Genomic DNA, 12,391 nt, shown 5'->3' on the forward strand with positions numbered 1-12,391 from the left:
GATCAAGCTCCCGCCAGTTCAATAGTGTCCATCAACGCACCCAGCGCGGCATTTTCGGTATGCAGCGGCAGATGCACCACGTTTTCAGGCAAACCGGCATCGGCTTTGACAGCAACCGATACGCTTGCGCCGTTTTGTTTGGCGACAGCGGTTTGTCCGTCTTGCAGGCCCAAGCGTGCTAATGTGTTCGGATTTACACGCGCAGCAGGCACGGCGGCATGGCTGGTTTCTTGCAACGGTGCAGAACGGCGCACGATAGAATCAGTGTGATAAATACCGACACCGCCGACACGGACGAGGCGGTCTGAGGCCGTCTGAACGCCCTCCCCTGCCCATGTGCTGCGGTTATCCAGTTTAGACGGCAGGCTTTCTGCATCCAGCGCATCTTTCAGAATCGCAGTGGTATCGTGGTATTCAAAACCTCTCAGGTCAAACAGGTTGCCCAATACGCGCAACACTTTCCACATCGGACGCGAATCGCCGAAGCCTTGTACCACGCCGTGGAAAGATTGCAGACGGCCTTCCATATTGATGAAGCTGCCCGAGGTTTCGGTAAACGGCGCAATCGGCAGCAATACGTCGCACACGTCCAGCAGCGTTTCGCTGACAAACGGTGTAAACGCCATCACGCTTTTCGCCTGTTTCAACGCGGCTACGGCTTTTGCACCGTCCGCCGTATCGATTTCAGGCTCGACATTGAGCAGCAAGACTGCCTGTTTCGGCGTGTTTGCCATTTCGGCAACGCTCTCGCCAGAGTTCACGCCCAAGACATCTGCACCGACGCTGTTGGCGGCTTGCGGCAAAATGCCCAGCACTGCGCCGGTCGCGTCAGCCAGCTCTTGCGCGGCGGCATAAATGGCGGCGTAATCAGGATGGTTTTGCACTTCCGCGCCCAAAATCACCGCTGCTTTTTCAGCGTTTTTCAGGCTGGCGGTAACTGCGTGTTCCGCATCGGCAGACAGGTTTTTCAGACGGCCTGCCCACTCGTCGGGATGTGCGGCTTCTTGAGACAGAAGCGGCATAAACAATTCTTCTTTACTGCTGGCCAATACGCTCAAGGCCATACGGTCTTTGGCGGCGCGGCGCAGGCGGGCGGTCAGGAGCGGCTGTTCTTTGCGCAAGTTCGCGCCGACTACCAATACGGCATCGTTGTCAGCCAAAGATTCGATACTTTGTCCCAACCATTGCGCACCTTTAAGGCCGTCTGAAAGACGTTTGTCTTGTTGGCGCAAACGGGTTGCAAAGTTTTTAACACCCAAGCCGTCGGCAAGTTTTTTGGCCAGATACAACTCTTCAACCGTATTCATCGGATTGGCCCAAATGCCAACTTGGTTTTGGTTGCCGTCTTTGGCGATACATTCAATCGCACTGCGGACATATTCCAACGCGGTTTTCCAATCCACGTCCATCCACTCGCCGCCCTGTTTGATTTTCGGGTTTTTCAGACGGCTTTCGTGATACAGGCCTTCGTAGGCGAAACGGTCGCGGTCGGACAGCCAGCATTCGTTGATGGCTTCGTTTTCCAACGGCAACACGCGGCGGACGGTATGGTCTTTGGTTTGTACAATCAGGTTGCTGCCCAAAGCGTCATGGGCGGAAACGGATTTGCGGCGGTTCAATTCCCAAGTGCGCGCGTTGAAGCGGAACGGTTTGCTGGTCAATGCACCGACAGGACACAAATCGATGACGTTGCCTGACAATTCGGTTTCCACTGCTTTGCCGATAAAAGGCATGATTTCGGAGTGTTCGCCGCGGTTGGCCATAGCGATTTCTTGCACGCCGGCGATTTCTTCAGTGAAACGAACGCAACGGGTACAGTGGATACAACGGCTCATTTCCTCGGCGGAAACCAAAGGCCCCATGTCTTTGCCGACAACAGAACGTTTTTCTTCGGTATAACGGCTGGTGGTTTTGCCGTAGCCCATCGCCAAATCCTGCAACTGACATTCGCCGCCTTGGTCGCAAGTCGGACAATCAAGCGGATGGTTGATGAGCAGGAACTCCATCACGCCTTCTTGCGCCTCTCGGGCTTTTGCCGAATGCGTACGCACAATCATGCCGTCTGTAACCGGCGTGGCACAGGCGGGCAGAGGTTTGGGGGCTTTTTCCACGTCCACCAAACACATACGGCAGTTGGCGGCGATGGAAAGTTTTTTGTGGTAACAGAAATGCGGGATATAAGTACCGAGCTTGTGCGCGGCTTCAATCACCGTCGCGCCCTGCTCCACAGATACCTGTTTGCCGTCGATTTCGATTTGTAACATGGTTCGTTCCTAGTTACGGGTATTTAATAAATAATTCTTTTAGAGGCCGTCTGAAAACTTAGCACCACTTATTCGGTTTCATCGGTCCGCCGTGTTCGATGTAATGCACAAACTCATCACGGAAATGCTTGGTAAAGCTGCGGACAGGGAAGACGGCGGCATCGGCGAGGGCGCAGATGGTGCGGCCTGCCATTTGGTTGCCGACAGAATCCAACAAATCCAAGTCTTCCATGCGGCCTTTGCCTTCTACGATGCGGTGGACGATGCGGTAGAGCCAGCCCGTACCTTCTCGGCAAGGCGTACATTGGCCGCAAGACTCGTCGTAGTAGAAGTAGCTCAGGCGCTCAAGGGCTTTGACCATGCACACGTCTTCGTCCATCACGATAATCGCGCCGGAACCCAGCATCGAGCCTGCTTTGGAAATCGAGTCATAGTCCATATTGGTCTGCATCATGATGTCGGCAGGCAACACGGGCGCGGACGAACCGCCGGGGATAACAGCTTTAAGTTTTTTACCGCCGCGCATACCGCCCGCCATTTTTAAGACTTCGGCAAACGGCGTACCCAATGGCACTTCATAGTTGCCCGGACGCTCGACATGACCGGAAATACAGAACAATTTGGTACCACCTGCATTCGGAATACCTTTATCGGCAAAGGCCTGTCCACCGTCACGGATAATGAATGGGACAGAGGAGAACGTTTCGGTATTGTTGATGGTGGTCGGTTTGCCGTACAAGCCGAACGAAGCAGGGAATGGCGGTTTAAAGCGAGGCTGACCTTTTTTGCCTTCCAGCGATTCGAGCAATGCGGTTTCCTCGCCGCAAATATATGCGCCGTAGCCGTGGTGGGCGAAGAGTTCAAATTCAAAATCCGAACCCAAAATATTTTTACCCAAAAAGCCTGCGGCGCGCGCTTGGGCGAGTGCGGCTTCAAAGCGTTGATAGCCTTCAAAAATTTCGCCGTGAATATAGTTGTAGCCGGCTTTCGCACCCATCGCATAACCGGCAATAATCATGCCTTCAATCAGGGCATGGGGATTGAACATGATGATGTCGCGGTCTTTGAACGTACCCGGCTCGCCTTCGTCGGTGTTGCAAACCACATATTTCTCGCCCGGGAAGGAACGGGGCATAAAGCTCCATTTCAAACCGGTCGGGAAGCCCGCACCGCCACGACCGCGCAAACCGGAGGTTTTGACTTCGTCAATCACATCGCTTTGCGAGATGTTTTCGGACAGGATTTTACGCAGGGCGGTATAACCGCCACGTTTGACGTATTCGTCCAATGTCCAGCAATCGGGATTGGCGGTATCCACTTGGTCAAAAATCACGCCTGATTGGTAAATAGCCATTTTTGGTTTTGCCTAACTTAACTTTTAGGGTTTCTTTTTTATTTTCAGGTAACCGGAAAATTTATTTAGCGTACACGCTTATAATCATCCAATTTGATAATGCCATTTTTTTCTACAACTTTTACATCAGTAACGCCTTTGTGCCCCATGTCTCGATAACTCACACGGTACCAACCTTTATTTTTAATAATAGGCTGGATATTAGATAAAATACTCGTGCCGTCACCATCTTGCGCTTCTGTCCGTAGCTCCCAAGTGCCATAACAAGGAGCATCTTCACAATCATATTCAGCACTATAAGCACGTTCTAATTTTTTCAAAAAGCGAGATGTCCCGAAACGTTGCGCATCGACACCTAATTCTTCGTTACCAAAAACATACCGCTTATAAAATTGAGAAATAATTTCGTTGGCTTCACTATCTGTAAAATCTGCAAACGCGTAATTGGTTGTAGCAACAAATAATGAAATAGCTAAAATAACTTTTCTCATAATTTAAAGCCTTCCTTATCGAAAAGTTTCAGACGGCCTTTTATTTCAGTTCGGCAAGTTTCTTGTCAATTGCTTCTTCGGTCATAAAGCTGCACATGCTGTGGTTGTTGACCAGCATGACCGGTGCGTCGCCACATGCGCCCATGCACTCGCCTTCAACAAGGGTAAATTTGCCGTCGGGCGTGGTTTCGCCGTAGCCGATACCGAGTTTTTTCTTCAGGTATTCGCCGGTATCCATACCACCGCGCAGGGCGCAAGGAAGGTTGGTGCAGACGGTCAGTTTGTATTTGCCGACAGGCTCGAGGTCGTACATATTGTAGAAAGTAGCGACTTCGTAGGCTTGTGCAGGCGAGATGCCGATATAGTCTGCGACAAAAGCGATGGTCTCGGGAGCAAGCCAGCCTTTTTCGGTCTGGGCAATACGCAATGCGCCCATAATGGCGGAGCGACGTTGGTCGGCAGGATATTTTGCCAATTCAATATCAATTTGTTTTAAGGATTCTGCGGATAACATTATCGGTCAACCTCCCCGAATACGATGTCCTGCGTACCGATGATGGCAACGACGTCGGCCAGCATGTGGCCTTTTGCCATTTCGTCCATGCCTTGCAGGTGGGCGAAGCCGGGTGCGCGGATTTTCAGGCGGTAGGGTTTGTTCGCGCCGTCTGAAATGATATAAACGCCGAACTCGCCTTTCGGATGTTCGACAGCGGTATAAGTCTCACCCTCGGGAACGTGCATACCCTCGGTAAAGAGTTTGAAATGGTGAATCAGGTCTTCCATACCTGTTTTCATTTCGGTACGTTTAGGCGGAGCGAATTTGTGGTTTGTGGTAATGACCGGACCCGGATTGACACGCAACCACTCGGAGCATTGTTTGATGATGCGCACGGATTGACGCATTTCTTCCATACGGCAGAGGTAACGGTCATAGCAGTCGCCGTTGACGCCGACAGGGATGTCGAAATCCATTTTGTCGTACACTTCGTACGGCTGTTTCTTACGCACGTCCCATTCCACGCCGGAACCGCGCAACATGACGCCGGTAAAGCCTTTTTGCATGGCGCGCTCGGGAGAGACGACGCCGATGCCGACGGTACGCTGTTTCCAAATACGGTTGTCGGTCAGGAGGGTTTCGAGTGTATCGATGTTTTTCGGGAAACGTTCGCAGAAGGCGTCGATGAAGTCGAGCATGGTACCTTCGCGGGATTCGTTAAGCTGCTTCAATACTTTGGCGTTGCGGAATTTGCTACTCTCGTATTTGGGCATGAAATCGGGCAGGTCGCGGTAAACGCCGCCAGGACGGAAGTAGGCGGCGTGCATACGTGCGCCGGACACGGCTTCGTACAAGTCCATCAGCTCTTCGCGGTCGCGGAAGGCGTAAAGGATGGCGGTCATCGCGCCGATGTCGAATGCGTGCGAACCAATGCCCATCAAGTGATTGAGGATGCGCGTTACTTCGGCGAACATGACGCGGATGTATTGGGCGCGGATAGGTACATCGATACCGGCAAGTTTTTCTACTGCCAAACAATACGCCTGCTCGTTAACCATCATGGAAACGTAGTCCAAGCGGTCCATATAGGGCAGGGCTTGCAGATAGGTTTTGGTTTCAGCCAGTTTTTCAGTACCGCGGTGCAGGAGGCCGATATGCGGGTCGGCACGGACGATTTGTTCGCCGTCCAACTCCAAAATCATACGCAATACGCCGTGCGCCGCAGGGTGTTGCGGGCCGAAGTTGATGGTGTAGTTTCTTAATTTATTGGCCACCGTAGTTCTCCTCACGGACGATACGCGGCGTGATTTCGCGCGGCTCAATGGTAACAGGTTGGTAAATCACGCGTTTTTGCTCTTCGTCGTAACGCATTTCCACATAGCCGGAAATCGGGAAGTCTTTGCGGAACGGATGTCCGACAAAGCCGTAATCGGTCAGGATGCGGCGCAAGTCTGGATGATTGTTGAACATGATGCCGTACATATCGAAGGCTTCGCGTTCGTACCAATCCGCGCTGTTGTAAATATCGACTACGGATTCGACTACGGGGAAGTCGTCGTCTGAAACCCAGACGCGTACGCGGATGCGTTGATTGTTTTTAACGGAAAGCAACTGACTGACGACGGCAAAGCGTTTACCCTGCCATACTTCGTTTTTGTAAGTGCTGTAATCGACACCGCACAAGTCGACCAGAAGCTCGAAATGCAACTCTTCATGGTCGCGCAATGCGGTCATGACTGAAATATAGTGTTCAGGCAGACACTCGACGGTAATCTCGCCCAAAGCTGAAATGACTTTGCTTACCTGATCGCCAAGCACGCCGACGACGGTCTCGTATAAGTTTTGAATGCTTGCCATATCGTCCTCTCCTTACTCGTCACGCGCGATGGTGGAAGTGCGCTTGATTTTTTGTTGGAGCTGAATCAGGCCGTAAATCAGGGCTTCCGCAGTCGGTGGACAACCCGGCACATAAACGTCTACCGGCACGACGCGGTCGGCACCGCGCACAACGGAATAAGAGTAATGATAATAGCCGCCGCCGTTGGCACACGAACCCATAGACAATACCCAGCGCGGCTCGGCGAGCTGGTCGTATACACGGCGCAGAGCTGGCGCCATTTTGTTGGTCAGCGTACCTGCCACAATCATCAGGTCGGCCTGACGTGGGGACGGACGGAAAATGATGCCGAAACGGTCAAGGTCATAACGCGCCATACCCGCATGCATCATTTCCACGGCGCAGCAGGCCAAGCCGAAAGTAACCGGCCACAATGAACCGGTACGCATATAGTTCAACACCGTATCCGCGCTGGTGGTGATGAAACCTTTTTTCAAAACGCCTTCTATTCCCATTCCAGCGCACCTTTTTTCCATTCGTAAATAAAGCCTACCGTCAGAACGACGATAAACACCAGCATAGACCAGAAGCCGTACGCGCCCAAATCTTTGAACACGACTGCCCACGGCAACATGAACGCGACCTCCAAATCAAACAGGATGAAGAGGATGGCGACGAGGTAATAGCGCACGTCGAACTTCATCCTTGCGTTTTCAAAGGCTTCAAAACCGCATTCGTAAGCCGCATCTTTTTCGGCATAGTGGCGTTTCGGGCCTAAAATTGTGCCGAGCAGAATAAACAGCACACCGGCCGCGAGGCCGACGAGGATGAATACGAGGACGGGAAAGTAACTGGCCAACATGGTCGTACCTAACTGGTTGACAGACAAATCTTAAAAATAGATTACCATTTTATCGAATTTCAAAAGCCATTTAAAGGTAAATATCAGCAAATCAGTAAAAAAACACTAATAAATTCAATAAAGTTATGAGAACAATTCTTATTCTTATTTAATATTTCACAATTTTAATTTCAATTTAATCATGTATCATTTAATTCGGGTTTTCCTCATGTCCGATTTACTTCAACAATCTGGAAAATCGCCCTTTTCCAAACCTCAATAAAAACATCAGGCCGTCTGAAAACTGATTCTTTTCAGACGGCCTGTGTACATCACATTATTTAAATAGAAAAATCAATCGATACCTTTGAGCATGCGGTTCAATGCCGGGGCAAGTACCAACAGGATACCGCAGGTTACTGCGCCGATGGTGGCCAGCATCCAGTAGAAATCCAATGGCGACTGAGCATTGTAGTAGTCTTTAAACAACACTCCGCCCAAGGTAAAGCCGATGGACAATGCCAAGAAGTTCAACGCAACCATTTGTGTTTTAAACATGCTTGGTGCAATTTTGGTGGAAAACGACAGCGAAATCGGCGACAGCATCAACTCGCCTATCGTAATCGCCAGCAACACCAGCATAAACACGATAATCGGCATCGGGGTTCCGGATGAAATATACGGAATGAAACACAAATAAGAGACGCCGGTTACCAACATGGCCAACGCAAACTTCAACGGCGTTTTAGGTTGGCGCTTGCCCATTTTCGTCCACACCGCCGCCATCACGCCGGAGAAGAGAACCACCCACATGGCCTGTATCGAATCTTTCCATGAAACAGGCACGGTAAAGCCGAAGAAAGTACGGTCAACCGTTTCGTCGAAATAAACCGTTGCAACGGTGTACACCTGAAACCAAACCGCCCAGAACATACAAATAGTCAAAAACAGCGGAATATAAGCCATGATGTAACGTTTATTGGCTGCCTCAACCTGGCTGCTGCCCAGCAGGCGTGCAAAATAAGCGATAACGGTGATAATGACCACGCCCAAGAGCCAGCGTGAAAAGTTTTCAAGATTGAGCGCGCCGGAAGCAATCACGCTGCCCAACACCAAAACCAGCAACACACCGACAGCTATTGCAGTCTGTACCTTTTCAGGGCGCAACGGATTGGGCGCCGGCGTATGCGGCAGGTTCTTACGGCCGCGCGAATACCACATCAGGCCAAACGCCATACCGACGGCCGCCGCGCCGAAACCGTAATGGAATCCCATTCTGTCTTGCAAAATACCGGTCAACAAAGGGCCTAAGAAACCGCCGATATTGATGGAAATATAGAAAATGGAGAAACCGGCATCGCGTAATTCGCGCAGGTCGTCCCGTTCATACAAAGAACCGACCATCGAACCGGCAGACGATTTCACGCCGCCGCTGCCCAGTGCGATAAACACCAAGCCCAACAGCAATCCCATCAAGCCCGGCACAATCGCCAATAAAATATGGCCGGTCATCACGACGATACCGGCGATAAACAGGGTACGTTCCGCGCCCCAAATGCGGTCGGCCAACCATGCGCCGAGAATGGTGGACAGGTAAACGCTGCCGCCGTATGCGCCAACGATACCGCCGGCCAAAGCCTTATCCATACCCAAACCGCCTTGATTCGCGGCGTAATACAGATAAATCAACAGGATGCCCTGCATACCGTAGAAGGAAAAACGTTCCCACAGCTCAATATGGAATAGGGTGGATAATTGCAAAGGATGGCCGAAGAAAGTTTTCTCGGCAGACGACAGCTTTTGGCCGGACATTATGAGTTCTCCTAATATATTAGACAGGCTCAGGCTTCAGACGGCCTGTTATACCTACCAATCATTTTTATGGAAACCATATATTACCGTCAATCTTTGCATTTGCAAAACATTAAAAAGTATATTTTTACAAAAAGATTAATATTCGCATTTAAAAAGAACTCAATAGCTACATAACAAGCAAATCGCGGCCATATCCGTCATGCCCTACATAGTCAAAAACCCATTAATTTTTAGATTTTCTATATTGTATTTTTCATGCGGCCGAAAACGGATATATCTACTGCGTTCAGCATTCCATTTAAGCTGATAAGAATTTATCTTATTCAAATAGATAGAACCTTTTACCTGCTGGAAATATAAATCATCGCAGTGGATATAGTTACTGCCATATTCAACAACAAACAGGCCGTCTGAAATCTTTCAGACGGCCTATTTATCTCTTACGGTTTACACACCTTGTTTCAGGCTGGCTTCGATGAAGCCGTCCAAGTCGCCGTCTAATACGGCTTTGGTGTTGCCGACTTCGTAACCTGTACGCAAGTCTTTGATGCGTGAGGAGTCCAAAACATATGAGCGGATTTGGCTGCCCCAACCCACATCGGACTTGCCTTCTTCCAATGCCTGTTTCTCTTCGTTGCGTTTGCGCATTTCCAATTCGTACAGTTTGGATTTCAACATTTCCATCGCGGCGGCTTTGTTGGCGTGTTGAGAACGGTCGTTTTGACATTGAACCACAATCCCGGTCGGCTCGTGGGTAATACGCACAGCGGAGTCGGTTTTGTTAATGTGCTGACCGCCTGCACCGGATGCGCGGTAAGTGTCGATACGCAAATCGGCGGGGTTGATTTCGATTTCGATAGAATCGTCGATTTCGGGGTAAACGAACACGGATGAAAAAGACGTATGGCGTTTGTTGTTGGAGTCAAACGGCGAGTAACGCACCAGGCGGTGAACGCCGGTTTCGGTACGCAGCAGGCCGTAGGCGTATTCGCCTTCCACGCGGATGGTGGCACGGTTGATACCGGCGATTTCGCCGTCGTCTTCTTCAAGGATTTCGATTTTGAAGCCTTTGCGCTCGGCGTAGCGGCTGTACATGCGGAACAGCATACCCGCCCAGTCTTCCGCTTCCGTACCGCCTGCGCCTGCAGTAATGTCGATAAAGCAGTTGTTCGGGTCGGCTGGCTGGTTGAACATTCGTTTGAATTCGAGATCGGCCATTTGTTTTTCCAAACCGGCCACGTCTTCCTGCACAGCGGCGAAACCTTCTTCGTCGTTTTCTTCGACGGCCATTTCGATCAACATACGGTTGTCTTCGATGCCTGTGGCGATGTTGTCGAGGGTTACCACGATGCCTTCGAGGATTTTGCGCTCTTTGCCGATTTCTTGGGCGCGTTTGGGGTCGTTCCAAAGTTCCGGGTCTTCGGAGAGGCCGACGACTTCTTCAAGGCGGTCTTTTTTGCCTTGATAGTCCATATAGACGCGGATGTCTTCGCTGCGCTTCTCCAAGTCGTTTAGGGTGTTGTTAAGCTGGTTGATTACTTCGGCTTCCATGATTCTTGTGTTCTTTCAAAATTTTAGGGGCGTATTGTAAGGGATTTGCCTGTTTTTTTCCATGACCGGGCCGTCTGAAAATGTGCGGTTTGAATTTTCAGACGGCCTCGGTTTTGAATTTTTCCATCCAGAGCCGCCAGTCGTTGTCTATCGGCGCTTGTACGGTCATCCGGCTGCCGTCTTCTATGCTTTGAAAACTGAGGCTCTGCGCGTGCAACATCAGGCGTTGCGTGCCGATATGTTCGGCAACGGCATGGTTTTGGCGCAAATCGCCGTAGTTGGTATCGCCGACGATGGGGTGGAAAATGTGTTTCATATGGCGGCGGAGTTGGTGTTTGCGGCCGGTGTGCGGCGTGAGTTCGGCCCACGAATAACGCGAGGTCGGATAACGCAGGGCGGATTGGAACGGCAACTCGGTTTGTGCCAGACAACGGTAGGTGGTTTGCGCTTCCTGCAATGTGGCTTCGGTCTGCGCTTCGGCGATTTTGTCGGGCATATATTTGAGGGCGTAATCAATCAGGCCGTCTGAAGGCAGATGACCGCGAACAATCGCCCAATAAGTTTTTTCGATGGTTTTGTTTTCAAACTGCTGCGTCAATAACCGTGCGGCTTCCGTATCGAGGGCAAACAGCAAGACGCCGGAAGTCGGGCGGTCGAGGCGGTGGACGGGATAGACGTGCTGCCCGATTTGGTCGCGCAGGGTCTGCACGGCAAAACGGGTTTCGTGTTTGTCTAACCAGCTTCGGTGCACCAGCATTCCGGCTGGTTTGTTGACGGCAATGGTGCGGCTGTCGCGGTGGATAATATCGAGCATGGCGGAGCAGTTGAATAAAAGCAGATATTGTAACGGGCTTTTGAAAATGTGGCAGGCACACTTGCCGCCGAAACCCAACTTTCAGACAGCCCGCCCCTTTCGGGTTACAATACTGCACATAAAAACACGAAGGAAAAGCCGTGAGCCTGCTCAAAAAACTGCCCAAACCCATGCTGCCCGACGAAACCCGCCGCGATATTCAGGCGCGCGAGTCGTATCATGTATTGAAGATTATTTCCGAATTTGTCGAAGCCGGCGAAGAATTGCGCGCCATTCAGCCAGCCGTCAGCATTTACGGCAGCGCGCGCACGCCTGAAAACCATCCCGACTACACGTTCACATTGCGCTTGGCACGCAAACTGTCGGATGCCGGATTTTCCGTGATTTCCGGCGGCGGTCCGGGCATTATGGAAGCGGCCAACAAAGGCGCGTTTGCAGGCGCAAGTCCGGCAGTGGGGTTGAATATCGTGTTGCCGCACGAGCAAAAAGCCAATCCGTATCAGGATTTGTCGATTAAATTCCAACACTTCTTCCCGCGCAAAGTCATGTTCGTCAAACACGCCGTGGCGTATGTCGTCATGCCCGGCGGTTTCGGTACATTGGACGAATTGTTTGAAAGCCTGACTTTGGTGCAAACCGGCAAAACGCCCGACCGACCGATTATCTTAGTGGGCAAAGCATTTTGGGCAGGACTGCTGGACTGGATACGCGAGCAGTTGCTGGGCAGAAACCTGATTTTGGAAGAGGATTTGAACTTGATTCGAGTCATCGACGACGAAGACGAGATTATCGAAGAAATCTTCGCCCATTACGAAAACCGCTTGGAAGACTTGTCCGAACACCAAAATGCTTGGTCGCTGGGGCTGTAAAAAACTAAGGTTTCAACTAAAAAGGGCGGTTATCCACCTGCCCTTTGCTTCATTAATAA

Annotated in this window: 12 protein-coding genes; 1 reads left to right on the plus strand and 11 read right to left on the minus strand. The window is 51.0% G+C overall.

Annotated features, from left to right (window positions below; all coding sequences use genetic code 11):
- Nucleotides 1-2: 2 nt before the first annotated feature.
- The 11 genes from nuoG to truC all read right to left on the minus strand — a co-directional run bounded on the left by nuoG (nucleotide 3) and on the right by truC (nucleotide 11,463).
- A complete protein-coding gene (gene nuoG / locus ACTHS8_RS05830; RefSeq protein ID WP_440373215.1) occupies nucleotides 3-2,264 on the minus strand; it encodes an NADH-quinone oxidoreductase subunit NuoG in 2,262 nt (753 codons plus the stop codon).
- A 58-nt stretch (nucleotides 2,265-2,322) separates the two neighbouring features.
- The gene (nuoF, locus tag ACTHS8_RS05835) at nucleotides 2,323-3,618 is read right to left on the minus strand and encodes an NADH-quinone oxidoreductase subunit NuoF (protein ID WP_440373216.1); all 1,296 of its coding nucleotides are present in this window, start codon (nucleotides 3,616-3,618) and stop codon (nucleotides 2,323-2,325) included.
- A gap of 65 nt (nucleotides 3,619-3,683) precedes the next feature.
- Nucleotides 3,684-4,109: a hypothetical protein gene (locus tag ACTHS8_RS05840; protein WP_440373217.1), complete on the minus strand. Its 426-nt coding sequence runs from the start codon at nucleotides 4,107-4,109 to the stop codon at nucleotides 3,684-3,686.
- 40 nt (nucleotides 4,110-4,149) lie between these two features.
- Entirely contained in the window at nucleotides 4,150-4,623 is a 474-nt protein-coding gene (gene nuoE / locus ACTHS8_RS05845; RefSeq protein ID WP_049349260.1) for an NADH-quinone oxidoreductase subunit NuoE, read from the minus strand.
- Nucleotides 4,623-5,879: an NADH dehydrogenase (quinone) subunit D gene (gene nuoD / locus ACTHS8_RS05850; protein WP_002231605.1), complete on the minus strand. Its 1,257-nt coding sequence runs from the start codon at nucleotides 5,877-5,879 to the stop codon at nucleotides 4,623-4,625. The genes nuoE and nuoD overlap by 1 nt, the downstream gene beginning before the upstream one ends.
- Nucleotides 5,869-6,462 carry an NADH-quinone oxidoreductase subunit C gene (locus ACTHS8_RS05855; RefSeq protein WP_311476010.1) on the minus strand — a complete coding sequence of 198 codons (594 nt, stop codon included), beginning with the start codon at nucleotides 6,460-6,462 and terminating at the stop codon, nucleotides 5,869-5,871. The genes nuoD and ACTHS8_RS05855 overlap by 11 nt, the downstream gene beginning before the upstream one ends.
- A 12-nt stretch (nucleotides 6,463-6,474) precedes the next feature.
- The gene (locus tag ACTHS8_RS05860) at nucleotides 6,475-6,957 is read right to left on the minus strand and encodes a NuoB/complex I 20 kDa subunit family protein (RefSeq protein WP_002215610.1); all 483 of its coding nucleotides are present in this window, start codon (nucleotides 6,955-6,957) and stop codon (nucleotides 6,475-6,477) included.
- Nucleotides 6,948-7,304 carry an NADH-quinone oxidoreductase subunit A gene (locus ACTHS8_RS05865; RefSeq protein WP_003686600.1) on the minus strand — a complete coding sequence of 119 codons (357 nt, stop codon included), beginning with the start codon at nucleotides 7,302-7,304 and terminating at the stop codon, nucleotides 6,948-6,950. Before ACTHS8_RS05865 ends, ACTHS8_RS05860 begins: the two co-directional genes overlap by 10 nt.
- Nucleotides 7,305-7,637: 333 nt before the next feature.
- Nucleotides 7,638-9,095 carry an oligopeptide:H+ symporter gene (locus ACTHS8_RS05870; RefSeq protein WP_440373218.1) on the minus strand — a complete coding sequence of 486 codons (1,458 nt, stop codon included), beginning with the start codon at nucleotides 9,093-9,095 and terminating at the stop codon, nucleotides 7,638-7,640.
- Between the two features lie 450 nt (nucleotides 9,096-9,545).
- Nucleotides 9,546-10,649: a peptide chain release factor 2 gene (prfB, locus tag ACTHS8_RS05875; protein WP_003681666.1), complete on the minus strand. Its 1,104-nt coding sequence runs from the start codon at nucleotides 10,647-10,649 to the stop codon at nucleotides 9,546-9,548.
- 97 nt (nucleotides 10,650-10,746) lie between these two features.
- Entirely contained in the window at nucleotides 10,747-11,463 is a 717-nt protein-coding gene (truC, locus tag ACTHS8_RS05880) for a tRNA pseudouridine(65) synthase TruC (RefSeq protein WP_440373219.1), read from the minus strand.
- A gap of 140 nt (nucleotides 11,464-11,603) precedes the next feature.
- On the opposite strand from truC, the gene ACTHS8_RS05885 reads away from it, so the two are divergent.
- Nucleotides 11,604-12,332 carry a TIGR00730 family Rossman fold protein gene (locus tag ACTHS8_RS05885; protein ID WP_440373220.1) on the plus strand — a complete coding sequence of 243 codons (729 nt, stop codon included), beginning with the start codon at nucleotides 11,604-11,606 and terminating at the stop codon, nucleotides 12,330-12,332.
- The last annotated feature ends 59 nt before the right edge of the window (nucleotides 12,333-12,391 follow it).

It is taken from the genome of Neisseria sp. P0016.S008 (assembly GCF_051957775.1).
In the GTDB taxonomy this organism is placed as follows: Bacteria; Pseudomonadota; Gammaproteobacteria; order Burkholderiales; family Neisseriaceae; genus Neisseria; species Neisseria flavescens_B.

Coding starts and splice junctions, on each gene's coding strand:
- nuoG (WP_440373215.1), bottom strand. CDS start 2,264: ATGTTACAAATCGAAATCGACGGCAAACAGGTATCTGTGGAGCAGGGC.
- nuoF (WP_440373216.1), bottom strand. CDS start 3,618: ATGGCTATTTACCAATCAGGCGTGATTTTTGACCAAGTGGATACCGCC.
- ACTHS8_RS05840 (WP_440373217.1), bottom strand. CDS start 4,109: ATGAGAAAAGTTATTTTAGCTATTTCATTATTTGTTGCTACAACCAAT.
- nuoE (WP_049349260.1), bottom strand. CDS start 4,623: ATGTTATCCGCAGAATCCTTAAAACAAATTGATATTGAATTGGCAAAA.
- ACTHS8_RS05855 (WP_311476010.1), bottom strand. CDS start 6,462: ATGGCAAGCATTCAAAACTTATACGAGACCGTCGTCGGCGTGCTTGGC.
- ACTHS8_RS05860 (WP_002215610.1), bottom strand. CDS start 6,957: ATGGGAATAGAAGGCGTTTTGAAAAAAGGTTTCATCACCACCAGCGCG.
- ACTHS8_RS05865 (WP_003686600.1), bottom strand. CDS start 7,304: ATGTTGGCCAGTTACTTTCCCGTCCTCGTATTCATCCTCGTCGGCCTC.
- ACTHS8_RS05870 (WP_440373218.1), bottom strand. CDS start 9,095: ATGTCCGGCCAAAAGCTGTCGTCTGCCGAGAAAACTTTCTTCGGCCAT.
- prfB (WP_003681666.1), bottom strand. CDS start 10,649: ATGGAAGCCGAAGTAATCAACCAGCTTAACAACACCCTAAACGACTTG.
- truC (WP_440373219.1), bottom strand. CDS start 11,463: ATGCTCGATATTATCCACCGCGACAGCCGCACCATTGCCGTCAACAAA.